At 33.0% G+C, this 24,747-nt stretch carries 15 protein-coding genes, 1 tRNA gene and 2 rRNA genes; 11 read left to right on the top strand and 7 right to left on the bottom strand.

The annotated features are described in order from the left end of the window. Both GSY47_RS05930 and rrf read left to right on the top strand, forming a co-directional pair. A 23S ribosomal RNA gene (locus GSY47_RS05930) occupies positions 1–1,415 on the top strand; the annotation flags it as partial. A gap of 142 nt (positions 1,416–1,557) precedes the next feature. Continuing rightward, a 5S ribosomal RNA gene (rrf, locus tag GSY47_RS05935) occupies positions 1,558–1,667 on the top strand. A 681-nt stretch (positions 1,668–2,348) separates the two neighbouring features. Here rrf and GSY47_RS05940 read toward each other — a convergent pair. Together GSY47_RS05940 and GSY47_RS05945 are read right to left on the bottom strand one after the other, a co-directional pair. Beyond that, complete coding sequence (locus GSY47_RS05940) at positions 2,349–2,522, bottom strand: site-specific integrase (protein WP_179006626.1); 174 nt, start codon at positions 2,520–2,522, stop codon at positions 2,349–2,351. A 261-nt stretch (positions 2,523–2,783) separates the two neighbouring features. Beyond that, positions 2,784–2,969, bottom strand: coding sequence for a hypothetical protein (locus tag GSY47_RS05945; protein ID WP_179006628.1), 186 nt, complete (start codon positions 2,967–2,969; stop codon positions 2,784–2,786). A 1,382-nt stretch (positions 2,970–4,351) separates the two neighbouring features. On the opposite strand from GSY47_RS05945, the gene GSY47_RS05950 reads away from it, so the two are divergent. The 8 genes from GSY47_RS05950 to GSY47_RS05985 all read left to right on the top strand — a co-directional run bounded on the left by GSY47_RS05950 (position 4,352) and on the right by GSY47_RS05985 (position 15,302). Next, positions 4,352–4,768, top strand: a complete 417-nt coding sequence (locus GSY47_RS05950; protein WP_219071145.1) for a hypothetical protein — start codon at positions 4,352–4,354, stop codon at positions 4,766–4,768. A gap of 43 nt (positions 4,769–4,811) precedes the next feature. Beyond that, positions 4,812–5,093, top strand: coding sequence for a helix-turn-helix domain-containing protein (locus tag GSY47_RS05955; RefSeq protein WP_219071146.1), 282 nt, complete (start codon positions 4,812–4,814; stop codon positions 5,091–5,093). Between the two features lie 668 nt (positions 5,094–5,761). Then, a complete protein-coding gene (locus tag GSY47_RS05960; RefSeq protein WP_219071147.1) occupies positions 5,762–7,489 on the top strand; it encodes a type I restriction-modification system subunit M in 1,728 nt (575 codons plus the stop codon). Positions 7,490–7,492: 3 nt separating this feature from the next. After that, the gene (locus GSY47_RS05965; protein ID WP_219071148.1) at positions 7,493–8,830 is read left to right on the top strand and encodes a restriction endonuclease subunit S; all 1,338 of its coding nucleotides are present in this window, start codon (positions 7,493–7,495) and stop codon (positions 8,828–8,830) included. A gap of 70 nt (positions 8,831–8,900) precedes the next feature. Continuing rightward, entirely contained in the window at positions 8,901–9,500 is a 600-nt protein-coding gene (locus GSY47_RS05970) for a hypothetical protein (protein ID WP_219071149.1), read from the top strand. Next, entirely contained in the window at positions 9,500–10,201 is a 702-nt protein-coding gene (locus GSY47_RS05975; protein WP_219071150.1) for a class I SAM-dependent methyltransferase, read from the top strand. Before GSY47_RS05970 ends, GSY47_RS05975 begins: the two co-directional genes overlap by 1 nt. A gap of 92 nt (positions 10,202–10,293) precedes the next feature. Beyond that, entirely contained in the window at positions 10,294–11,817 is a 1,524-nt protein-coding gene (locus GSY47_RS05980) for an RNA-binding domain-containing protein (protein WP_219071151.1), read from the top strand. 467 nt (positions 11,818–12,284) lie between these two features. Further along, positions 12,285–15,302: a type I restriction endonuclease subunit R gene (locus GSY47_RS05985; protein ID WP_219071152.1), complete on the top strand. Its 3,018-nt coding sequence runs from the start codon at positions 12,285–12,287 to the stop codon at positions 15,300–15,302. Between the two features lie 837 nt (positions 15,303–16,139). On the opposite strand, the gene GSY47_RS05990 is transcribed toward GSY47_RS05985, so the two are convergent. The 5 genes from GSY47_RS05990 to GSY47_RS06010 all read right to left on the bottom strand — a co-directional run bounded on the left by GSY47_RS05990 (position 16,140) and on the right by GSY47_RS06010 (position 21,450). After that, positions 16,140–17,987: a DUF262 domain-containing protein gene (locus GSY47_RS05990; RefSeq protein ID WP_219071153.1), complete on the bottom strand. Its 1,848-nt coding sequence runs from the start codon at positions 17,985–17,987 to the stop codon at positions 16,140–16,142. After that, complete coding sequence (locus GSY47_RS05995; RefSeq protein WP_219071154.1) at positions 17,987–19,282, bottom strand: DUF262 domain-containing protein; 1,296 nt, start codon at positions 19,280–19,282, stop codon at positions 17,987–17,989. Before GSY47_RS05995 ends, GSY47_RS05990 begins: the two co-directional genes overlap by 1 nt. Before the next feature lie 94 nt (positions 19,283–19,376). Further along, positions 19,377–19,461: transfer RNA gene (locus GSY47_RS06000), tRNA-Ser, on the bottom strand. A 238-nt stretch (positions 19,462–19,699) separates the two neighbouring features. Further along, positions 19,700–19,993 carry a hypothetical protein gene (locus GSY47_RS06005; RefSeq protein WP_219071155.1) on the bottom strand — a complete coding sequence of 98 codons (294 nt, stop codon included), beginning with the start codon at positions 19,991–19,993 and terminating at the stop codon, positions 19,700–19,702. 563 nt (positions 19,994–20,556) lie between these two features. Beyond that, positions 20,557–21,450 (bottom strand): AraC family transcriptional regulator, encoded by an 894-nt coding sequence (locus GSY47_RS06010; protein WP_246611273.1) that lies wholly within the window; start codon positions 21,448–21,450, stop codon positions 20,557–20,559. Positions 21,451–21,676: 226 nt separating this feature from the next. On the opposite strand from GSY47_RS06010, the gene GSY47_RS06015 reads away from it, so the two are divergent. Beyond that, positions 21,677–24,739: a SusC/RagA family TonB-linked outer membrane protein gene (locus GSY47_RS06015; RefSeq protein WP_219071156.1), complete on the top strand. Its 3,063-nt coding sequence runs from the start codon at positions 21,677–21,679 to the stop codon at positions 24,737–24,739. Positions 24,740–24,747: the final 8 nt, after the last annotated feature.

A 24,747-nucleotide genomic window follows, 5' to 3' on the forward strand; every position in this document is an offset into this window, starting at 1 on the left:
GCGCCGCGAACTGACGGAATAGTTCGTTGAAGTACCTAGCTATATGTTTTATAGGCAAATCCGTAAAACATGGTGAAATACGATAGTACTCGGAGTCTTCGGACAAAGAGATAGTGCGCCTAAGGGCTTCCAAGAAAAACCTCTAAACTTCAGGCAATGAGAACCAGTACCGTAAACCGACACAGGTAGTTGAGGAGAGAATCCTAAGGTGCTCGAGAGATTCATGGCTAAGGAATTAGGCAAAATAGACCTGTAACTTCGGGAGAAAGGTCGCCCCCAGCAATGGGGGCCGCAGTGAAGAGGTCCAGGCGACTGTTTATCAAAAACACAGGGCTCTGCAAAATCGCAAGATGAAGTATAGGGCCTGACACCTGCCCGGTGCTGGAAGGTTAAGAGGAGATGTTATCTTCGGAGAAGCATTGAATTGAAGCCCCAGTAAACGGCGGCCGTAACTATAACGGTCCTAAGGTAGCGAAATTCCTTGTCGGGTAAGTTCCGACCTGCACGAATGGTGTAACGATCTGGACACTGTCTCAGCCATGAGCTCGGTGAAATTGTAGTAACGGTGAAGATGCCGTTTACCCGCAGTGGGACGAAAAGACCCTGTGCACCTTTACTATAGCTTAGTATTGACCTTGGATAAATGATGTGTAGGATAGGTTGGAGACTTTGAAGGGGCGTCGCCAGGCGCTTTGGAGTCATTGTTGAAATACAACCCTTTGTTTATCTGAGGCCTAACCCCGAGTATCGGGGGACATTGCTTGGTGGGTAGTTTGACTGGGGTGGTCGCCTCCAAAAGAGTAACGGAGGCTTCTAAAGGTTCCCTCAGTACGCTTGGTAACCGTGCGTAGAGTGCAATGGCATAAGGGAGCTTGACTGAGAGACATACAGGTCGATCAGGTACGAAAGTAGAGCATAGTGATCCGGTGGTTCCGCATGGAAGGGCCATCGCTCAAAGGATAAAAGGTACGCCGGGGATAACAGGCTGATCTCCCCCAAGAGCTCATATCGACGGGGGGGTTTGGCACCTCGATGTCGGCTCGTCACATCCTGGGGCTGGAGAAGGTCCCAAGGGTTGGGCTGTTCGCCCATTAAAGTGGCACGCGAGCTGGGTTCAGAACGTCGTGAGACAGTTCGGTCTCTATCTACTGCGGGCGTTAGAAATTTGAGTGGATCTGATTCTAGTACGAGAGGACCGAATTGGACAAACCGCTGGTGTATCTGTTGTCCCGCCAGGGGCACCGCAGAGTAGCTACGTTTGGAAGGGATAAGCGCTGAAAGCATATAAGCGCGAAACCCACCACAAGATGAGATTTCTTTTAAGGATCGTGGAAGATGACCACGTTGATAGGCTACAGATGTAAAGGCAGTAATGTCATAGTCGAGTAGTACTAATAATCCGTAAGCTTATGTACAAAACTTTTCCTTCTCCCGTCCCAGACGGGAGGAGGAAGGAACTTTCTTAAAAACTTATGTTTCTTTATCCCAGTATGTTAAGATATTGCTGCAGTTATTTGATTTTTAATTAACTGCAAAGCTGCTTGCAGCGAATGACCTTAAGGTGGTTATTGCGGCGGGGCTCACCTCTTCCCATCCCGAACAGAGAAGTTAAGCCCGCCTGCGCAGATGGTACTGCATTATTGTGGGAGAGTATGTCGTCGCCTTTCTTTTAAGAATCCTCATCATGTATTTGATGAGGATTTTTTGTTTTATATCACTTTTTTTATTTTAATGCTGAAATCCCCTAAAGCTCTTTTTAAACTGGATGCGTCAGGGATGGAAGCGGCATCCTTTTGTTTTTTCCTTTAAAAAACAAAAGATAAAGCGGACAGCCCGGCCCGGAGGGAGACGATATGATTATTTTATATTGCTAATAGAATTGTTTCATCCGCTAAATATTTTTATTTGAAAATTCTTTTAAGGTAGGTTTATTTAGAAGCAGATAATTTAATAATTCATCCACCAAAGAAAAACCCTATCTTCAGATTCTAATCTTTGACTAAAAATATATTCCCCAATGTTCCAATAGAGGTCTATTAACTCTGTATTGACTGTTTTTAGAGCTTTTAGTCTTAATTGCTTAATAAGATTTAAGGTATCTATAATTGATTTTGAAGTTAAAGTTGCTAGTTAAACTTAGATTTCAGTTTCTCCGTGTCTTACATTATGTTAACATCTAAAGCCTTTGTATAATCCTGGATCTGTTTAGTGTTGGTATGCTCCATAATTACAGATACATTTTCCAGTCTTACTCCGTTTCCTAAGGTTACGATGGTAGTGAAAGTATGTCTAGCACATACCCAGTAAGGTGTTTATTTATGCCGCAGACATTGGCAATCATTCATTTTCTAGTTAGAAATTTTGGGAATTATGCCTTTCTGCTGGTTTTTATATTTAGAAATAATTTTCTCTACTGTAGGTAGTACCTGAACATTGGCTTGAATGGCTGTTTTGGCTCTAATGGTCATAATCCATAAATTTCCAGCAGAATCTTCGGATAAGTTTTTTTCAATCAGTTCCAACGTATCGACAGGTGTATATCCTGTGTAGCAGTTAAAATGAAATATGTTCTTGACTTTTTCCAGACGAGGCTTTTGAAATATTTTATTCTCGATTGTGTTCAGTTCCTGCTGTGTCAGGAAAACGGTATCTTTTATGCTGAGTCTGCCGTCATAGATATTGAATGTTTTTTTATGATTAAAGCCATTTTAATGGTTTAATTGCAGGCACTTTTATGCATTTTTTATTTTATTTCCTAATTCTTTTTTATGCCTGTCTGATCTTTAAAACTGCTTCAGTTTAAAGATAAATGAGATTGATATTTCAGATGCTGGCAAATCTTTCTTTTTATAGTTGTCGCTGACGAAGCTTATAAGAATGTCTTTTGCTCTTTTGTACTTCTGCAGTGAAGCCAGCGCACGCTCTCCTGTGTTAACTCTTTTGGTAAAAAAGAAGTTGTGAGCGTTCATAATCTCAATTATGGTTGTACCTTTAGGCTGGTCAATTTTTGACCTTTTATGTGAGTTCAGTTTTTAATAATTGAAGGTTGATCTCAAGATTAATTCTGAAGAGTTCAGTAAATTTTTTGGTTGCATTAAGCTGGGAAAGATCAAGCAGATTTTTGATTACTATTTCCTTTTCAATTTTAAGCTGGTTTCTAATGTTATTAGCGCTGGCCTATCTTACTTTTGAAATTACTTGTCCAATTGACATTGAAATTTGTTTGTCATTGTGGTTCAGACAAGCATAGATTGGAGATTTGTAATTCTTGTTTACTCTGTCGGATTTATGGTAAAAAACATACTTTTAACATGTTATCTAATTTAAAAATTAATAATCAAATTGAATTAAAAATTTTAAGAGAGTCCATTGACAGCAAGGAATTCCCAGAGAATTCGCTTATTTTAGTTACCTATTTTTGAGAAAAAAGATTTAAAAAAAGACTGGGTAACTAATAGGGTAACCATTCTTTGATAAAACATGTGCTTTTTGAAAAGTGTATAAAAATGAAAAGCCTTTAAATACTAATGTTTAAAGGCTTTTTACTTTTAAATTTTCTTATTAAACTTCTACTGGCGGAAAAAGAGGGATCAGAACCTAAATTCTGCATCCCGCTCTTATACTGCATTTTCCGATATTTTTTACCTGCCGCGCCACGATTCTGCCACGAACTTTAAAATGTGCTACTTTGGTGTGTAATGTCTTGTTTTTTAATGTGTTATAATTCAGTTTTTTTTAATATGACAAAAATACATTTTTTTATAACATAATCAATTTCTGATGCTGTTATTTGTATTATGATTAATGTAAATTCATAATTTAATGCTGCTACCGATTTTTTAATTGTAAAGCAAATTATATGCTTTTGAATATAAAAAAGCGTATACTTTTAAGAATATATGCTTTTGCATATAAAGAGGCACACTTTCTTAAAGTCATATATAAAACTGCAATATTTACTGCTTTAGCAGTAAAAGAGCCTTTTTTATATTCATTTTGGATCCTCTGAATTTTCAAATTACATTTTTTACTGCTAAAGCAGTAAAATTATTAATACTTCAAAATTTGGAGATTTTTACCCGAATCATAACTTTCTTAAAATACATAATTGTATTCCAATACTTCTTTTCTGCTGGAGCTTATATGCTTTAAATCTAATGTAAAAACTTAAAAGTTAAGTGAATAAAAAGGTCGAGTGTGACAAATGATACAGATAATCCCATTTTCGACAATTATTTTAGCATTGTTTATAGTCAGATTTGTTTTACAGCTTAAATAGCTCAAAAACATTATGGCTAATTGTTCGACAGAAACTTCTGTTGGGAAAAATCAGAAATAATAATTTATTTAAATGACGAAAGCCAAGACCTCTAAAATTTTAGATAATTTCTTTAAGCTCGATAAGAGGGTAAAAAAGATTGAAAACTTATTGCTCTTAAATGATTTTCAGAGTAATCAATCATCGTCTGAAAGATGTAAGAGCTCTTATAGTAAAAGTGAGCTTGCAATTCTTTTTTATATCCTAATGGATGAAGGTCTTTTATTTTTTGATCCATCTGACGTAAAAAAAAATCGGATCAGTATTCAGGAATTTGTAAGTGAAAATTTTACATATAAAAATAATGAAGGGGTTCAGAAAAAAATAACTAGAATAAGCAGACAGTTTTCAGAGTGTAAAGGTTATACTTATAAAGAGAAACAGATGAAATTTTTAAATGACTTGATTGGGATATTGATGGAACGAAAAAGAAAACTTGAGAACTGGTGAGTTCGGGAAGAAAAAAAATATAACATTAACAAACAATTCAATTATGACAAAGAAAGAAAAGAGACAGGCTTTTATAATGGAGATTAAAAATATTATAGATCCTTTAATAGTAAAACTGGAAGCGATTGATTCAAAAATCAGTAAAGGAAAAAGCTTGAGGCCTGCTTATTATAGAAATGAGGATTTAAAAAAGATATTTGGGCTTTCTAATAACACTATTATAAAATACAGGCAGACTGGGATTCTTCCGTATACCAAATTGGGAGATATATTCCTGTATGACAGTTTAAAGATAGAGGAAATTCTTCGCGAGAATAAGATCTGAATTTATCACTTTTTTTAACAACGATATAGATTAGCTGGCTTTCTTTTGAGAGTCTTGATTCTACAAGAAATAATAATATGGAGATAAACAGAATTAAGATGCTTCAGATCTGCATCTGGAGTTTATTAAAACAAAGAATTTATGAAATATAATCCTTTAATTCCAAGCGGAGATATCTTATTCAGCCTCTTCATATTTTACTTTTTGCGCTCATGAAATAAATCAATTTTTTGACCTCATGTAAACAATTTCAATTTTTTTTCTTGGAGAAATTAGAAATTTTTGCTTTTAACTCTAAAATCCAATTTTCGAACCTTTTTAAAGATGATTTAAAAAAAATAAATATTCAATCAAACGGTAAATTAATTTCTCGTTGATTTTTCATTGATTGTTAAGATGTTTTTCTTAAATAACTCCTAATAAGAATGTTTACACACCTATAAATCGTCGCATTTACATTTGTTTAAATCTAATCATGTTATTCAATCTGCAGTCTTCGACAATTTTCTAGTTTTATTCTAGCTTTTCAGGTATAAATACCGTTTTCAAACAATTAATTTTGACTACTTTTAGCCAAAAGTTACATTAATTAATGAACTTTTCCTCACTAAATATATTGATTAATGTATATTTTGAGTGACAACAATCTATATCAATTCAAAAAAAAAATGAAAAACGTTAAAGAATCTGCTAATTTTATATGGTCAATTGCCGACCTTTTGCGAGGTGACTACAGACAAAGTGACTATGGTAAAGTCATTTTACCACTAACTGTTTTAAGACGCTTAGATTGTGTTCTTGAACCAACCAAAGCAGACGTTCTAAAGAAATTTGAGCAGTTCAAAACATCCAATGTTACCAATTTAGACCCTATTTTAAATAAAGCGTCGGGTTTTAAATTTCACAATCATAGTAAATTTGATTTTAGCAAGTTGATTGCTGACCCAAATAATATAGCATCAAATCTTAGAAATTACATCAACGGATTCTCTGAAGATGCTAGAGAAATTATTGAACAGTTTGAGTTTGATAATCAAATCAATAAAATGGACGACAACAATTTATTGTTTATGGTGGTAAAACGTTTTCAGGAAGTAGACTTACATCCTGACCGAATCTCGAGCATGGAAATGGGTTATATGTTTGAAGAATTAATCCGAAAATTTGCTGAGATTTCTAACGAAACTGCCGGAGAGCATTTTACACCTCGTGAAGTAATTAAATTGATGGTTAATATCTTGTTTTTGGATGATAGAGAAATCCTGACCAAAAAAGGAATTACCAAAACGATTTACGATTGTTGTGCCGGTACAGGTGGAATGTTATCTGTTGCCGAAGAATATCTTAACGAACTAAATCCTGATGCCCGTTTAGAAGTATTTGGACAAGAATTAAATGCGGAATCTTATGCTATCTGTAAATCTGATTTATTGATTAAAGGACAGAATCCTGCTAACATCAAAAAAGGAAACAGTATTTCTGAAGACCAGCTCTCAACAGAAAAATTTGATTATCTGATTACTAATCCGCCATTTGGTGTTAAATGGGAAAAATTTGCCAAACCAGTCAAAAAAGAACATGATGAACTAGGTCATGGTGGACGATTTGGTGCAGGATTGCCGTCTGTAAGTGATGGTTCGTTTTTATTTTTGATGCATTTGATGTCTAAAATGAAACGTCCTGAAGATGGCGGTTCCCGATTAGCAATCGTGTTTAATGGCTCACCATTGTTTTCTGGCTCACCAAGTAAAACTAAGAACGAAAGCAGTATTCGCCAATGGGTTATTGAGAATGATTTATTAGAAGCGGTAATTGCATTGCCAAACCAATTATTTTACAATACAGGAATATCCACCTACATTTGGGTTATTTCTAACCATAAACCAAAAGAAAGAAAAGGAAAAGTACAATTGATTAATGCGATAGATTTCTTCAAGAAAATGAGCAAATCACTTGGAAACAAACGTAATGAAATTACCAAAAAACAAATAGCTGACATCACCAAAATATATGGCGATTTTGAACCAAATGAATTTTCGAAGATTTTTGACAACAAAGATTTTGGTTACGCAAAAGTGACTGTCGAACGCCCTGAGCGTAATGCAAAAGGCGAAGTGGTGATAGACAAAAAAGGAAAGCCAAAAGCAGATTCATCATTACGAGACACAGAAAATATCCCGTTAAAAATTGATTTTAATGACTATATGGCAAAAGAAGTTTTACCACATGTTCCAGATGCATGGATAGACGAAAGCAAAACAAACATTGGTTACGAAGTCAATTTTACCAAATATTTTTACCAATACAAACCTTTACGTTCTCTGGAAGAAATCCGTAGAGATATTATGGCTATTGAGCAAGAAACTGATGGTCTACTTAAAAAAGTTATAGGATAAGCTATGAAAAAATATTCAGAATATAAAACTTTCAACTCCAAAAGTCTCAACTCCATTCCCAAACATTGGTCTTTCAATAAATTCAAACGTGTTTCCTATATGAAAGGGAGAATTGGATGGCAAGGATTAAAACAATCCGAATTCCTTGAAGATAAAACACTTCCATTTTTGATCACAGGAATGAATTTTAAAGGAGGGGTGATTAAGTGGAATGAAGTATATCATATCACAGAAAATAGATATGAGGAAGCGCCGGAAATTCAATTAAAAAATGGAGACGTTTTAATGACAAAAGATGGAACTATTGGGAAGCTTTTGTATATCGATGAATTACCAGGAAAAGCATCCTTAAACAGTCACCTTCTTGTATTTAGGCCATTGAAAAATGAATATAATACACGTTTTCTATATTATCAGCTTCAAACTGAGTATTTTTTTGAACACGTTGAATTAACTAAAACAGGCACAACATTTTTTGGAATTTCACAAGAAGCTTGTGGTCAGTATCTTATTATTTTACCTTCTGAAAAAGAACAAATACAAATTGCCAACTACTTAGACCATAAAACCACCCAAATAGACAATCTAATTGCTAAAAAAGAACAATTTATTACTTTATTACAAGAAGAACGAACCGCAATAATTAATCAAGCTGTTACCAAAGGTTTAGACCCAACGGTAAAAATGAAAGATTCGGGTATTGAGTGGCTAGGAGAAATTCCTGAGCATTGGGAATCATGGAAAATAGGTCATGCTTTTAAAAAAATTGGCAGTGGTACAACACCAGAATCTGGAAATCCAATTTATCATGAAAATGGCACAATTAATTGGCTGAATACCGGTGATTTGAATGATAGCACTTTAAACGAATGCAATAAAAAAGTTACTCTAAAGGCACTTACTGATTATTCTTCTTTAAAGTTGTTTCCTTCTGGTTCTCTTGTTATGGCCATGTATGGAGCTACAATTGGGAAAACAGCCATAATTAATTTTGAAACAACTACAAATCAAGCATGCTGTGTCTTTTGTAATAGCGAAATTATTGATTTAAAATTTTTACAATATTGGTTCAAAGCAAAAAAAGAGCATATAATAAATTTATCTATAGGTGGAGGACAACCAAATGTAAGTCAACAGATTTTAAAAGATATAAGATTAGGCTGTCCAGATATTGTTGAGCAAAACAAAATTGTAGGTTTTTTAGATGTTAAAACAATCGAAATTGACACAATTATTTCCAAAACCCAACAAGAAATAGAGTTATTAAAAGAATACAAAACTGCTTTGATAAGCGAAGTAGTTACTGGTAAGGTAGATGTAAGAGATGTCGTTTTAAATTAATAAGATATAAAATCGCAAAAAATAAAAAACAAGGCAAAAATTAGCTAATATCAAATTCATAAATAATAAAATGACCCGAACTATTAAAATAAGTGGTAATATCGCCACTTTACTCACCATTATAGGATTTTTATATCCATTTTGTGCAAATCAAAATATTAAATTTACAATTTTACAAATTATCTTAATTTCAGTAGCAATACTCCTTTTAATTGCTTATATCGTATATGAGTGGTTCTTTAATAGACCTAAAAAATATAAAAGCGTAACTGATATTAATATTTACATGAAAAATTGGGTAAATAAATCAGGAAGGACAGTAATTTTGACTAGAGATTTAAGTTGGGTAAATTATGATGATATAAAGACTACTTTAAAAACCAAAGCCACAAATAAGGAATTAATTGTTTGTTTACCCAAAAATACCAATTTCACTTCTGAGCTAAAGGATTTAGGTGCGGAAATTTACACATACGAAAATCTAAATTTCACACCCAAATCGAGATTTACTTTTATAAATTATGGGACACCTTATTCGAAAGTTGCTATTGGAAAAAAAGATAAAAATCATATCCATTACATTGAAGAATATTCAATTGAGAATACTGTTGAATATTTCCTAGCTGAAGACCTTGTTAATATAATTAAGTCACTAAAATCTAACACGTAATGAAAATTATTGATGAGTGGAACCACATTGCTAAAGAAAGGCTTATTGATAGACTAAATGGTAATGATAGGAGTTATAGTGAAATTCTCTTACCAAAAATGTTAAGTAATATCAACAAATATTACTCAAATAGTTCAAGCTGTAGCATCTTGGATTTTGGTTGTGGAACTGGTGAATTAACATTTGAAGTTTCTAAACTTAGTTACAACATTCTGGGTTTGGATATTAGTAACTACTCAATAGAGCTTGCGAATGAATATTTTCGAAATGAAAATTTATCATTTTTAAATAAATCTCTTTTTGAAACAGATTTCAAAATTAATTTTGAATGTGTAATTGCTAATATGTCTTTAATGGACACAAAAGATTTGATTGGAAATTTAAAATTAATTCATAAAGCATTAAAAATTGATGGTAAATTATTAGTAACAATAACACATCCTTCATTTTGGCCAATCTATTGGGATTATTTCAATGACAATGATTTTAATTATAATAAAGAATCTAGAATAACCAGAACCTTCAAAACTCAAAATAAAATTTTTGAGGGATATAAAACAAGCCACTTTCATCGTCCTGTGAGTTATTATTTAAATTCATTTATAGAAACTGGCTTTAAAGTTGTTGCCACAGAAGAATTGGGTCACCCTGAGGACAATTTATGGTATCCAAGATTTCTGTATTTAGAACTCGAGAAATAAATTTAGAGAATATAAAAATCTCAAATATTAAGTTCATAATAGACATGACAAATAGTACAAATACCGAACTTTTATTTCATTAAATTAAAAATATGAGTTTACTAATCAATATAGAGGATTTACTTTCGGGAACTATTGTCGAAGGTTCTCGCATGGAGTTTAAACAAGGCTGGAATCCAACTCCAATAATGCGAACTATTTGTGCTTTTGCAAATGACTTCGAAAATGAAGGAAGTGGTTATATTATCGTTGGAGTCGAGGAAAAAGATGGCAAACCTATCCGGCCGGTATTAGGGTTTGACCCTGATAAATTTGAGACAGTTCAGAAGGAAATGATAAATTATTGTAATCAAATTCAACCTACTTATTTCCCTGTACTTTCTTTGGAGGAAATTGACAGTAAACATGTTTTGGTAATATGGGTTTCAGCAGGGACAAATCGTCCTTACAAAGTACCTGATGAAGTTACATCAAAAACGAAAACATACCATTACCGCATACGTCAATATTCCAGCACTATAATTCCAAATCAAGAACAAGAATTAGAATTAATACAACTTACAGCAAAAATCCCTTTTGATGACAGAGTAAACCAACAAGCTAAAATCAGTGATTTAAGTTTTGCTTTGATGCGTGAGCATTTAGAAAAAACCAAAAGCAAACTTTTTGATGAAAGTACCAGAATGAGTGTTGAAGAACTGGCGCAACAAATGAACTTAAGTCAAGGTGCTAATGAACATTTATTCCCAAAAAATATAGGGTTATTGATGTTTAGTTCTACTCCTCAAAAATACTTTAAAGGAGCAAAAATTGATTTGGTGGAATTTCCTGAAGGAGTTGATGGTAAAAACTTTAATGAAGTAACATTTGAAGGGACAATTCAACAACAATTAATTGATGTGTTATCATATTTTAAATCGAATATCATAAAGGAAAAAATCATAAAATTCAGTGATAGAGAACAATCTGACAGAGTTTATAATTATCCTTACGAAGCAATAGAAGAAGCTTTATCTAATGCTGTTTATCATAGAAATTACGAATTACAAGACCCGATAGAAGTACGTATATTACCTGATGCAATTGAAATAATTAGCTATAGTGGTGCTGACCCAGCATTAAAGCAAAGAGACTTTACAAGAGGAATCGTAAGAGCCCGAAGATACAGAAACAGAAGGATTGGTGAGTTTCTAAAGGAATTAAGATTAACAGAAGGAAGAGCTACAGGTATTCCTACTATTAACAGAGCTTTACGTGAAAATGGGTCACCAAAACCAAAATTCGATACTGATGAACCAGATAGACGATATTTTATAATTGAAATACCAATACATCCTGCATTTACAATAGACTCTGACACCTTAGAAGAAAAAGTAACTCCACAAGCAATTAAAATATTAGAGTATTGTAAAGAACCTAAATCTAGAGCGGAGATATTAGATTATATTGGTATTACTAATCAGACAAAAAACTTCAATACCAATGTATTGCCTTTACTGGAACAAGACTTGATTGAATATACTATTAAAGAAAGTCCAAAAGATAGAAATCAAAAATATATCATTACAGAGAAAGGTAACTTATTACTATCTTCATTAGAAAAAGACAATCAATAGAAGTAGTTAAGAAAGATAGTTAGGAAGAAACAGAACAACGAAAAGCAAAGTATACTCGAGAAGATAAACATAAAGTAACCAACGAAGGTAACCAAGAAAGTAATTAAGAAAGTAACTAAGAAAGTAACTAAGAAAGTAACTAAGAAAGTAACTAAGAAAGATAGTTAAGAAGAAACAGAACAACGAAAAGCAAGACATACTCGAGAAGATAAACATACAGAAGCTAACGAAGGTAAACAAGAAAGATAGCTAAGAAGAAACAGAACAACGAAAAGCAAGACATACTCAAGAAGATAAACATACGGAAGCTAATGAAGGTAACTAAGAAAGTAACTAAGAAAGATAATTAAGAAGAAACAGAACAACGAAAAGCAAGGCATACACGAGAAGATAAACATAAAGAAACTAACGAAGGTAACTAAGAAAGTAACCAAGAAGAAAATAAGCACGTTTAGCATAATAAAACTATGGCAAAAGGAATACATACAGAACTAACCTTTGAAAGAGCAATAGAAGAATCATTATTAGAATTTGGAGGATATACTAAAGGTCAATCTATAGATTTTGATGTCCAATCAGGTTTGTTTCCAAGCTACATAACTGATTTTTTGAAAAATTCTCAGCCGAAAGCCTGGACTAAACTGGTCAATATTCACAAAGATGATGTGGAACAAAAAGTAATTCAAAGACTAATCAAAGAAATTGATTTACGTGGCATTCTGGATGTAATTAGAAAAGGTTTTACTGATTTTGGCGTAAAGTTCCAGATGGCGTATTTCAAACCTGAAAGCTCTTTAAATCCTGAAGCTGAAGAATTATATCAATCTAATCATTTATCAGTTACCAGACAGCTATTTTATGAGCGCAATGGAAGAAATTCTATTGACATGGTTCTATCTATAAACGGCCTGCCAATTGCAACAATCGAACTTAAGAACCAATTTTCTGGCCAATCTGTAGACAATGCAAAAAAGCAATATGTATATGACCGTGAACCAAACGAACCTATATTTTTATTCAAAAAAAGAAGTTTAGTTCATTTCGCTGTTGATGCAGATGAAGCTTTTATGACCACTAAATTAGACGGTAAGCATACACGATATTTACCTTTTAACCTAGGTTTTAATAATGGTGCTGGAAACCCTCCAAATAAAAATGGCTACAGAACTTCTTATTTATGGGAACATGTCTGGACTAAAGATAGCTTTATGGATATTATTGGTAAATTCTTGCATTTAAGCGTGGAAGAGTTTGAATTGAATGGTGTTAAAAAGAAAAAAGAAACAGTTATTTTTCCTCGTTTTCATCAAATGCAAGTAGTTCGCAAAGCTACTGAAGATGCAAGATTAAATGGAGCTGGAAAAAATTATTTGATTCAACATTCTGCCGGTTCTGGAAAATCCAATTCTATCGCTTGGTTAAGCTATCGTTTATCAAGTTTACATGATAATAATGATAATAGAATTTTTGATTCAGTCATTGTAATTACAGACCGAAAAGTCTTAGATTCTCAATTACAAAACACTATATATCAGTTTGAACACAAAGAAGGTGTCGTTCAGAAAATCGATAAAAACTCTCAACAATTAGCTGATGCAATTACAACAGGCTCTAATATTATCATTACTACTTTACAGAAGTTCCCGTTTATACTAGAAAAAATTGGTGAAATTCCGTCCAGAAAATATGCTGTTATTATTGATGAAGCTCATTCATCACAAGGAGGTGAAGCAACGAAAAAAATGAAAGAGGTTCTTTCTGCAAAATCATTAGAAGATGCAGAAAAAGACGAAGCATATTCAGGTTTGGAAGAAGATGCTGAGGATGAAATCAGAAAATCGATGTTAGCTCGTGGCAAACAGGACAATTTAAGCTTCTTCGGCTTTACAGCAACTCCAAAACCAAAAACAGTTGAAGTATTTGGAACCAAAGGAGTTAATGGAAAGCCTGAACCTTTTCATTTGTATTCAATGAAACAAGCCATAGAAGAAGGTTTTATTTTGGATGTATTAAAAAATTATACTACTTACAAAACGTACTTCAAATTATCGAAAGAAATTGAAGATGACCCAAAAGTAAACAAGAAAAAAGCATCTCGAGCTATTGGCCGTTTCATGTCATTGCATCCGCATAATTTAGCTCAAAAAACAGAAGTTATGGTAGAGCATTTTCGTCAGGTAGCTTCAAAAAAAATTGGAGGAAAAGCCAAAGCAATGGTGGTTAGTAGTTCTAGATTACATGCCGTACGATACAAAGAGGAATTTGATAAATACATTAAAGAAAAGGGATATACTGATATCAAAACAGTTGTCGCTTTTTCTGGAAAAGTTATTTATTCCAACGCACTTGAAGGTATAACCGAAGTGGAATTAAATGGTTTTGCAGAAAAACAACTACCTAAAAAATTTGCTACCGACAGCTATCAATTGCTATTAGTAGCCGATAAATACCAAACAGGTTTTGATCAACCTCTTTTACATACTATGTACGTGGATAAAAAACTCTCAGGAGTAAAAGCCGTGCAAACGTTATCTAGATTGAACCGAATGTATGCTGGAAAGGAAGATACTTTTGTACTGGATTTTGCCAATGATACAGAATCAATTTTAGAATCTTTCCAACCTTATTATGAATTAACATCGATCAAAGAAAACTCAGATCCAAATCATTTATATGATTTAAAATCACAGATTGAAAATTCAAAAATCATCTGGGAGTCTGAAGTAGATAATTTCTGCAATGTATATTTTAAATCGGCAAAATCATTATCCGTTTCAGAACAAGGAAAGTTAAATTCTTATATTGACCCAGCCATAGAAAGATTTAAAGCACTTCCGAAAGAGGCTTCGAAAGAAATTGTAATTGGTACAGAAGTAACCCAAGAGGATTTAAAAAATACACTTCAAGTATTTACTAGAACTTATTCGTTTTTAACTCAAATCATGCCATTTTCTGATGTCGATTTGGAAAAACTTTTTACTTACACTAAATTTCTTATCAAGAAATTACCTCGAACCAGTGAAAATGAAAAGTTTAAATTAGGTGATGAGGTTTCTTTGGAATATTACAGATTACAGAAAATTTCGGAGCAAAATATTGTAATGGAAGACCACGAAGTTTATGAATTAGAGGGAGGTGGGGCTGCTGGAATACGAATGAGTCATGAAGAAGAAACTGCATTGTCTGAAATCATTAACGTTCTGAATAAAAAATTTGGAACTGAATTTAGCACTGGCGACAAATTATTTTTTGACCAAATTGAAGAAGAATTAGTTATTCACGACGGCTTGAAAGAACAAGCTCAAAACAATCCTATCGAGAATTTTAAATTCGGATTTGATGATTTGTTTATGGATAAACTAATTGCACGAATGGAACAAAATCAGGACATTTTTGCGAAAATGATGGATGACAAGGAATTTGGTGGGATTGTGAAGAGTTACATGCTGAAAAAGGTTTATAACAGACTAAATCAATTAGTGTAGATTTTCAAGCGATTCTACAGTCCTGTATTAGTTCTATTAGAGCTTGAATGTATTTGTTTTCTTAAAATAACAATTCTGTTTTTGTTGTTATTAGGTTTTTAATGAAGTGTCTATGAAAACAATCACATTTACAAGCGAGGAATTATACGATCTTGTATGGAAAAAAAACATGGAGCAGATCACACGATTATGTGGCATATATATGTAGCCTACGTCCTTGGATGTGCAGAAATACAGGTTCCTCTGCCTTAGCCAGCTATTGGATACAAGTCAAGTACGGTACGGGAACAAGACTCGAACCCTCTTGATAAAAAACTAAAAAGACAACGTATTTCAATCAGATTTGAACCACGGTTTAGTATCGTTGGCTTTAAATAAAAGTTGTTATCTTTTATTTAGTGTCTTTCCGCGGGCTTTCAGGATTTGCTATCAAACACGTAATCCCTATTTTGACAGTATTGAAGCTGTAAAAATGAGTTAAAAATAAATTGTAATTTTAATTTTAATTACAAGGTTAAGCTAATATGTTTAAATAGTAAAGATATAGTAGAAGAGGTTAAGAATGAGAAAAGATACCGATTGTTAATATTTAATTTTATAAGACTTCAAAAAATTATTCTAGGTAAAAAAACATGCTACTCAAAGAGTAACCCAAAGCTTTTATTGCTGTATTTTATATCTGTTTTATTATTTCCAATGAAATTGTAATCATGTATTTATTGAGTATTTATTTAATTTTTCTTCTTGGCTACACTGAGAGTATTCTTTTTGTGCTTGTTCTTCATTGCTGACTCTGATGTAAATGATTGATGTTGTCATGAGTTTTTCATGATAACGTTAAATATAATGATCAATCAACAATTTTAGCATTTCATCCTCATGATTTTTTAAAACTTCTATCAATTTAATGTAGTCATTGTCATCATGTGATTCTTTAATCAGATTATTTTTTTCCAGATCGTCGAATAGCTTTGTCATCTTTAATGGAGGGTTTGACAGTTTTTTTCTGTACTCATTTTTTTCCATTACATTTTTATCAGAAAAACCGGAATTTTCAGAAACCGTTATTAAAATTAGATTACCTAATTTATCAATGTCAATTTCTTTTTCTTCATAAAGTGTTTTTTGACTTTGTGGTAAAACATGTTCTACCGATGTTCTGGATATAATTTTTGACGAATTATTATTGACTTTTTTCCATAAAAGATATTCTAACTTGTAAAACCAATACCTGTTAAACCCTTTAAATATGAAAGGTTGATCAAATAAAACAGGTTCAAGTGGTTGATTAAGAAAGTCTTCTGGATTTTTAAAATAACTTTGATATGTTGCTTGTGTATTTCCTTTGATGGAAATAATGTTGTCAATTTTTTCTAATATCTTTATTGAATTAGTCACCTGTGAACTTAATAGTTGATCCAGATAAATGCCCAACCAATAATGCATTGTATCATTATTACTATGATATAACATCCTTTGGAGCTGTTCAACATTTTTATCGTTTTCCTCTTTCTCTTCTTGCTTATTTTGAAGACTGCTGAGTAACGCAAAGTCATTGTCCTGTAAATCTGAAAAAATAATAGAATTACTAAGCTGTTCTTTTATCTTCACTAAGCAATCAATAAAATCCTTTGCGTATTTGTTTCTTGGCTCCGTATTAGCATTGATCACATTGTACCTAAATTCATTAAAGACTTCTAAAAGTTTATCCGTATTGAAAAATTTAGGAAGACTTAATTTTAAATTATCATTTTCATTTTTAATGTATATAAAAAGAGTATGAATTAATAGTGTACTGAAACTAATTATCTGCCGATATGTATCTGTAGGTTTTTTATTTGCATTATTATTTTGCTCCTTATAAAATAATTTTTCTTCATCGGAATCTAAAATATCTACTAATTTCTCCGAAATGGAGAGGGATACTTTTTGTTCATAATTACCTTTTCGATCAAACATTCCCGAACAATTGTCCCACTTAGTAGAATATCCATGTCTTTCTTCTTCTTCAACCGCATTTATTAACTCCGATTTCAAAATGTCATAATGCTGCAACTGCGCTCCATTTGTATTTATCTGGATAAACAGTTTGTTTTCGTCCGTTCCTTTTGGAGCAATTAAGAATTCAAATGTCAGTTTTGTTTTTATAAACTCTAAGAAACTTTTTTCTATATTATTCTCATCAATCCATTGATCAATAATCCTAAAATTATTTGCGATAATTTGATTTTGTGCTAAAGAAGCGTCTTGCACACCTACCACAGGTAATAAATTCTGGAGTTCCCAAAAACTTTTGTTTTCTTGCTTTTGAGCAATCAATAATTGTTGCAAATATTCGTTTGTTTTATCGCGTATGGCAAAAATTAAACGTGGCTTTCTATTCAGACAACAAAAATTAATAAGATCAGTGTCTGTAAAACTTTTACTTAGATAAAGTGCTAGCATCCATAAAGTCGTAAAACGCTGTTGCCCATCTACCAAATCGAATTTTCCATTATTAGAAAGAGCTATTACATTTCCGATGAAGTATATTTTGTCGTGCTGATTTTCTTTCAGGTCATTCAAGAGCTTCGTGATTTCATTGTATCCCCAGCTGTAAGGTCTTTGATATGCTGGTATAACAAATAACTCATTATTAAAATCACTAAGGGTCTTTCTATTTATTGTAAATAATTTGGAGCTCATTACTGATTAAAAAAGGGTTGTTTATAATTCTTATTTTTGTACCCAAAGCTGTCTTTAAACGCTTGAATTCTTCCCGTTGTAATCTTTGCAGAATCCTTAAGAGTTGATTCGTCAAAAAAATCACTACAATAATTTATAATTTCATTTCTGTCAAAAGAATAGAGTATTCGTTTCAATAATTGGTTTTCCTCTTCTTTTTTCTGGATTGAAATTTTTGAACAAGGCTTTGTTAGTCTCGTATAAAAACACACTTTAAAAAGTACTTTGGCGATCTCCGAAAAGCACTCGTCTTCAATAGCTTTTCCGCCATACTTGCTCGCATAGCATAGCAAAGCCATTTCATAATATTCCTTGTGAAACTCAACTCCTTTAAGTTTATCCAGTTTATCAAATATTTCAGATTTCAATTTCTTTTCAATCTTCATCCACAATTGTCCCCAATGGATAAGATAATGGATGGCATTCTCTCCTTTATATAAAGGTTGATTTATTTGATATGTAAAATCTGGTGTTGTGGAAATGCCTTTTTCTTCTACTACTGTCGCATATTTATAATCATGTCCGGATTGCATTTCAATGTTGGCAAATTCTTCAGGAAGAATTTCTTTCCAACTGTCTTCATGATTTCTTGGAAAATCACGAAAAGGAAAACCCACCCAATATCGAATCCTTAAACTTCTTTTTATTATGTTATCCAAGAGGTTATTTGAGAATTGATACTCTTCAAATAGTCTAGCCTTTTCTTCTTGTTTTTCTTTATCTACAGCTTGTAGATGAAAAGGTTTGACTATATCTAATCCATTTAGCCTTTTCCCAGAAGTATTAAGAGTCGTATAAAATTTGAAAGCCTGATCCTGATTTTCAGCAATAATGTAGGTAATATTGATGTTTTCAAACTTTATTTTCTCTAAATTTCCTGTTATATAATGCCTGAAATATGACGCATTTGCTTTAATATTATCCTTAGAAATTGTTGAAGTAATCTCAAGGTCCTTATTGCAGCCGAATGCCTCCTTTTGGTCCAAAAGATTCGCTAGGATTAACAAACTTGTTATTCGTTGTTGCCCATCGATTATATCATATTCTCCGTTATTATTTTTAACCAGAATAATGTTTCCTAAATAGTATAGCGGAGTTGAATCTTCTTGGTTAGTCTTATAATCAATAAGATCTTTATATAGCTTTAAAAACTGTGTGAAATTCCAAATGTAAGGTCGTTGGTAATCCGATATTTTTAGCTGAAATTTTGATAAAAAATCAGTTAAAACAACAGAGTCTTCATTCTTATTGCTCATTTTTTAGGTTATCAATTGTTTTATTGATCTGCTATTAAAAATAAAAGAAAAACCCTGTAAGTCGTTTGATTTACAGGGTTTTTAAGTCTTTCAGCGGAGGAAGAGGGATTCGAACCCCCGGACCTGTTACAGTCAACAGTTTTCAAGACTGCCGCATTCGACCGCTCTGCCATTCCTCCAGTATGTTGCTATCATTGCCTGATTGCGGGTGCAAATATAGAATGTTTTTTTAATTGAGGAAAATTTTTTAATGATATTTGACAATAAAAATATACTTCAGTGGCTAAAGCATACAAGAACAGACTATTTAAATAGACCTAGGATAGGCTGCTGTTGAAATGGTAATTCCTATTTCGAAAAAGCTTGTAATGCTTAACTTTCGATATTTAGGGAATTATTAGTTTTATTTAATGCAGTTTAGTCTAGATTATTGTAACTGTTTTCAATTAAGGCCGCTGCATGAAGGCCTTTTGGCGTAATTGTGCTGAGGTCGGTCATTTCTTCCAAATGTACCATACCCTGATCATGCAGAATAATCAGATTTTCTAAAATGATTGACTGGATTAAGTGTTGATTTGGTTTAAGGTCTGGCAGCTCATCGGTAAGCAATTCATAAAGTCCAGCAATTTCTGCTAATTCTTCAAGTGAAACACTGCTTTTAAAATTTTCAGCTAGCACCTTTAGAATAAGATTTGTTAATTTTACTGTCATATGTTTTTCATGTATACTCTTTAAAGGTACGGTATTTTTTTTATAAAATCTATTTATTACTAGCGACGCTATAAATTAGAAAGCAAAAAGCTGTTTCAATAATTATATTCTCAGATTGTGTCCACATTGCGGACACAATCTGAATATTATAAAATGTGATTATTAGTCAGCCAAAAATGTTATCTTTTTTTTTAGTGCTACAGCTTATCATTTTTTTTTTTTTTTGAATTACGTCCGCAATGCGGACGCAATTTAATTTATGCAGGATAATTTCTTTGTAGTTCAGATCGCTCTGCCATTCGAACCTCTGTCGCGGAGAGTATGATTTTAATGATTTAAGAAGCATATGAAATGTTATGTGCCACGATTCCGCTACAAAATTTGATTCGGCAAAATTATTTGTGAATTTGCCTTAATTATTTTTGGCAAAAATGGTATCAAGTCCAAATTCAATGTGCCACGATTCTGCCACAAAACGTAGAATGGTTAATATTTTTACTACCGCCTTGCCTTTTGTAGCAATTTTGGAGGCAACTACGAGGCAGCTTCACTTGTAAAAGTGATTAATGTTTTGTAATCAGTTTGCTTTGATCCCTAAATTCGCTCGGTGTAAATCCCATCTTACGTTTAAAGGTCCTGTTGAAGTTCGAAATATTATTAAAACCGCTGTCATAACATATTTCTTTAATAGATTGTTCGGTTTCAAATAATTGTCTTGCCGCAAGTCCAAGTCTTAAATCGGTTACATAATCTGAAAACGAACTGTTGGTGCATTTTTTAAAATAATGACTAAAAGCAGATTCTGACATATTTACTAAATCAGCCACTTCTCTTAATTGTATTTTGTTTTGGAGATTGTCCTTTATAAAATCATTTACTTTTTCGATGCGCTGCCCTTCTGGAAAACTGTAATAATCTACATACGAATGTGAGGCCAGATTTTTAGTATTCTTAGCAATGGCTAAATCATAAAGAATAGATAGGAAATTTAAAAGCGAATCAAAATCTTGAGAATCTGACAATTGAAGAATTTTGGGTTTTAAAGCTTCTATAGTTTCCTTAGAAAAAGAGATGCCTCTTTTTGATCTTTCCAGTAATTCTCTTATAGGTAAAGCTAGTTTTCGATTCAAAGTTTTTTGAGAGAATAAATCTTCGTGAAACTGAATTGTAACTACATGTGCATCATTGTTGTCTTTTATTCCTGTCCACAAATGAGGCGTGTTCGGACCAATAAGTGCCATATCGCAATCTGTGTATTCTACGACAGAATCTCCTATTATTCTTTTTCCTGATGAGTTCAAAACAAGGTTCAATTCTATTTCAGGATGAAAATGCAGCGGAAAGTCAAATTTCGCGTGCATATGATTCAATACAATAAAAAAGTCATCATCTGAAATTGGTACTAATTCTCTTAGGATATTGCGTTTTTCGTTCATAATAGTATTACTGTATTTCATTATATAAAAAATATAGTTCGTCAAAAATAAATAAATTTTTTCTTTTATACGTAATAATTTAAGGGTATAAAAATATTTTATTCATATAAAGACTATATTTTTTAATAAAAGTATTATCTGTTGTTCATTAAAGTATCATTATTTGATTGTATTTACAAAACCGTTACGAAAACGAAGTAGTTAATTTGTCCTGAAACTTATAACTAATCTTTTAACCAATCAACAAATGAAAAAAAAATGGACAAAAAGCTTACTTTTTTGTATTCTATTCGCTAGCACATTTGCAGCCTATAGTCAGAATAGCATTAAAGGTACAGTAGCAGACGAAACCGGTCTGACAATTCCTGGAGTAAACATTACTGTAGAAGGCTCTTCTAAAAGTGCATCTACTGATTTTGATGGAAAATACGAAATTAACGCTCCAGCTAATGGAGTTCTATCTTTCTCTTTTATGGGATTTGATACACAGAAAATTTCAATTGCGGGAAAAAATACATTAAATGTAGTTTTGAAAGCAAGTTCTCAGAATCTAAAAGAAGTAGTCGTTATTGGCTACGGCTCGGTAAAAAAAGCAGATTTAACAGGTTCAGTTAGTACGATAAAAACCAAAGTACTAGAAGATATTCCTTCAAATTCTGTCGAGCAAGTATTGCAAGGACGTGTAGCAGGTTTGCAGGTAACCACTTCACAAGATCCAGGTTCAACGTCGACCGTAAGAATCAGGGGAGGAAGTTCTCTTAGAGGTTCAAACGCACCTTTGGTAGTTCTAGATGGTTTTCCGCTTGGAGATGCTGGAGATTTAAAACAAGTCAATGTTGCCGATATTGAAAAAGTAGACGTTTTAAAAGATGCTTCTGCTTCAGCAATATACGGTTCTCGAGGTGCAAATGGCGTGATCATTATTACGACTAAATCTGCTAAGAAAGGAAAAACACAGATTTTAGTACAACAGCAATCTACTGTTTCTGCATTTAATTCTGAGCTTAATTTATGGCGAGATCCTCTTTTAATGGCACAATTGAGTAACGAGGGTAGAATTAATGGCGGACAAACTCCTCTTTATATTGGAGCAAACAATTCTAATGGTGTGTATTATCCGTCTATTCAGGAATTGCAGTCTGGATCTTGGCCTTACTTTACCAAATGGGATGATGTGACTTTTAGAAATATGCCTCTTGGTAACAACACTATTGTAAGTATTAACAGCGGAACGGATAAAACAAGCTTCAACTTAAGCGGAAATTATTACAGCGAAGAAGGTGTTTTTGTAAAAGATGGTTACAGCAAAGGTGGTTATAACCTTAGAATCAAACACGATGTTTTTGACAATTTTACAGTTCGATTCTCCAACATCGTAAGCAAAGGAAAAAGAAATGCAAATGGAGGTTTGGCGTATTGGAGAAATCCTATTTTCCCAATTTATGACAATAATGGCGATTATTATATGATTGGTCAGAACGATTATACACATCCTGTTGCTATAACACATCTTCGTCAGAATGAAACTAAAACGATAGATGTAATTAGTTCAGCCTCTTTGGAATGGCAGATTATTCCTTCTTTACGATTAACATCAAGAGCAAATTATAAATACGGATCATCTGTAAACGATCAATATTTTCCAAGTAAATATACAGAAACGGGAGATTTTAATAATGGTGCAGGTTACATCAATAATTGGGACGGACAGAATTTTGTTTCAGAGACCTTTGCCAATTATAACAAGACTTTCGGTCAGCATGATTTAGGCGTAACAGGCGGATATACTTACGAAAGTTATGTGTCTAGAAGTTCAGGACTTGGAGCTTTTGATTTTGTGAATGAAACGCTAGGAAATGAAAATATGGGCGCGGGAAATCCAGAACGTAATACTGTTTCTAATGGTAAAATACAAACGGAACTAGTATCCGGAATTTTCAGATTAAATTATGGTTTTGCAGATAAATATCTGGCTACGGTTACAGTTCGTGCCGATGGTTCTTCAAAATTTGGTAAGAACAATCAATGGGCGTATTTCCCTTCTGGAGCTTTAAGCTGGAAAGCGCACAATGAAGGGTTTATTAAAAATCTAAAAGTTTTTGACGAATTGAAATTCCGTGCCAGTTATGGTATTTCTGGAAATCAAGGAATTAATCCGTATCAGACTTTGAGCCGTTATGGAGTAAGCCAATATTATGATAACGGAAACTGGGTTTCTGCAATCGGACCTGGTTATGTGGTGGGAACAACAGGACAAGACGGGATTGAGAAACTTTGGGGCGGAATTCCAAATCCAGATCTAAAATGGGAAACAACAGCTCAAAGTGATTTTGGAGTAGATATGTCCATCCTAAAAAATCGTCTTCATATTGTTTTTGATTATTACAACAAACAAACAAAAGATCTTTTAAGAGAAAGAATCTTGACGCCTTCCTCTGGATATGACAGAATCTGGGTAAACGATGGAGAATTAACCAACAAAGGATTTGAACTTACGCTTGACGGAGAAATTTATAAAAATCAAGATTGGACAATCAGTGCACAGGCAGTTTATTCTAAAAATAAGAATGAAATCGTAAGTCTGGGATCTGTAGAGCAATCGGGTTTAAATGTAGATCCAAACATAGGAATGCAGTATGAATATTCTGGAAACAGTTTAGAGCAGTTTAGACAATTTCCAAATTTATTAGCGATTGGACAACCGGTAAATGTTTTCTACGGATATAAAACAAACGGAATTGTTCAGAATTTACAAGAAGGAATCAATGCCGGTTTAGACGGACAATTGGCGCAGGCAGGAGAGTTTAAATATGTGGATATCAATGGAGATGGTGTTGTAGATACAAAAGACCAAACCATTATCGGAAATCCAAATCCTGATTTTATGGCGAGTTTAAACTTAAGCGTAAAATACAAACAGTTAGATTTTAGTGTGTTTTTAAATGGTGTTTTTGGGCAAGATGTTTTAGACACGCAGGCTTTCAACCAGCCGAGTAATCAGCCTTTGCGCTGGACATTGGATAATCCAACAAACGAATATCCGAGTTTGAGAGACGGAAGAACTTTAAAATTCTCAGACTGGTGGGTGAAAGATGGTTCTTTCGTGAGAATCCAGAATGTCACTTTAGGATATACTTTAAAACCTGTTAATACAGCTTTCCAAAGTGTTCGATTGTACCTAAATGCAAGCAATCTGTACACGTTTACCAAATTTGACGGTTACGATCCTGAAGTGGGAACAGACGGAATTTACTGGGGCGGTTACCCTAGATTGAGCAGATGGACTTTCGGATTAGACTTAACTTTTTAATACAGTAT

Origin of the sequence: Flavobacterium quisquiliarum, assembly GCF_019308285.1 — a bacterium.
Classification (GTDB): Bacteria; Bacteroidota; Bacteroidia; order Flavobacteriales; family Flavobacteriaceae; genus Flavobacterium; species Flavobacterium quisquiliarum.

Excerpts from the sequence above, each read along its gene's own strand:
- GSY47_RS05975 (WP_219071150.1), top strand. The coding sequence starts at position 9,500 with ATGAAAATTATTGATGAGTGGAACCACATTGCTAAAGAAAGGCTTATT.
- GSY47_RS05995 (WP_219071154.1), bottom strand. The coding sequence starts at position 19,282 with ATGAGCAATAAGAATGAAGACTCTGTTGTTTTAACTGATTTTTTATCA.
- GSY47_RS05985 (WP_219071152.1), top strand. The coding sequence starts at position 12,285 with ATGGCAAAAGGAATACATACAGAACTAACCTTTGAAAGAGCAATAGAA.
- GSY47_RS06010 (WP_246611273.1), bottom strand. The coding sequence starts at position 21,450 with ATGAAATACAGTAATACTATTATGAACGAAAAACGCAATATCCTAAGA.
- GSY47_RS05965 (WP_219071148.1), top strand. The coding sequence starts at position 7,493 with ATGAAAAAATATTCAGAATATAAAACTTTCAACTCCAAAAGTCTCAAC.
- GSY47_RS05980 (WP_219071151.1), top strand. The coding sequence starts at position 10,294 with ATGAGTTTACTAATCAATATAGAGGATTTACTTTCGGGAACTATTGTC.
- GSY47_RS05960 (WP_219071147.1), top strand. The coding sequence starts at position 5,762 with ATGAAAAACGTTAAAGAATCTGCTAATTTTATATGGTCAATTGCCGAC.
- GSY47_RS05945 (WP_179006628.1), bottom strand. The coding sequence starts at position 2,969 with ATGAACGCTCACAACTTCTTTTTTACCAAAAGAGTTAACACAGGAGAG.
- GSY47_RS06005 (WP_219071155.1), bottom strand. The coding sequence starts at position 19,993 with ATGACAGTAAAATTAACAAATCTTATTCTAAAGGTGCTAGCTGAAAAT.
- GSY47_RS05950 (WP_219071145.1), top strand. The coding sequence starts at position 4,352 with ATGACGAAAGCCAAGACCTCTAAAATTTTAGATAATTTCTTTAAGCTC.
- GSY47_RS05955 (WP_219071146.1), top strand. The coding sequence starts at position 4,812 with ATGACAAAGAAAGAAAAGAGACAGGCTTTTATAATGGAGATTAAAAAT.
- GSY47_RS05990 (WP_219071153.1), bottom strand. The coding sequence starts at position 17,987 with ATGAGCTCCAAATTATTTACAATAAATAGAAAGACCCTTAGTGATTTT.
- GSY47_RS05970 (WP_219071149.1), top strand. The coding sequence starts at position 8,901 with ATGACCCGAACTATTAAAATAAGTGGTAATATCGCCACTTTACTCACC.
- GSY47_RS06015 (WP_219071156.1), top strand. The coding sequence starts at position 21,677 with ATGAAAAAAAAATGGACAAAAAGCTTACTTTTTTGTATTCTATTCGCT.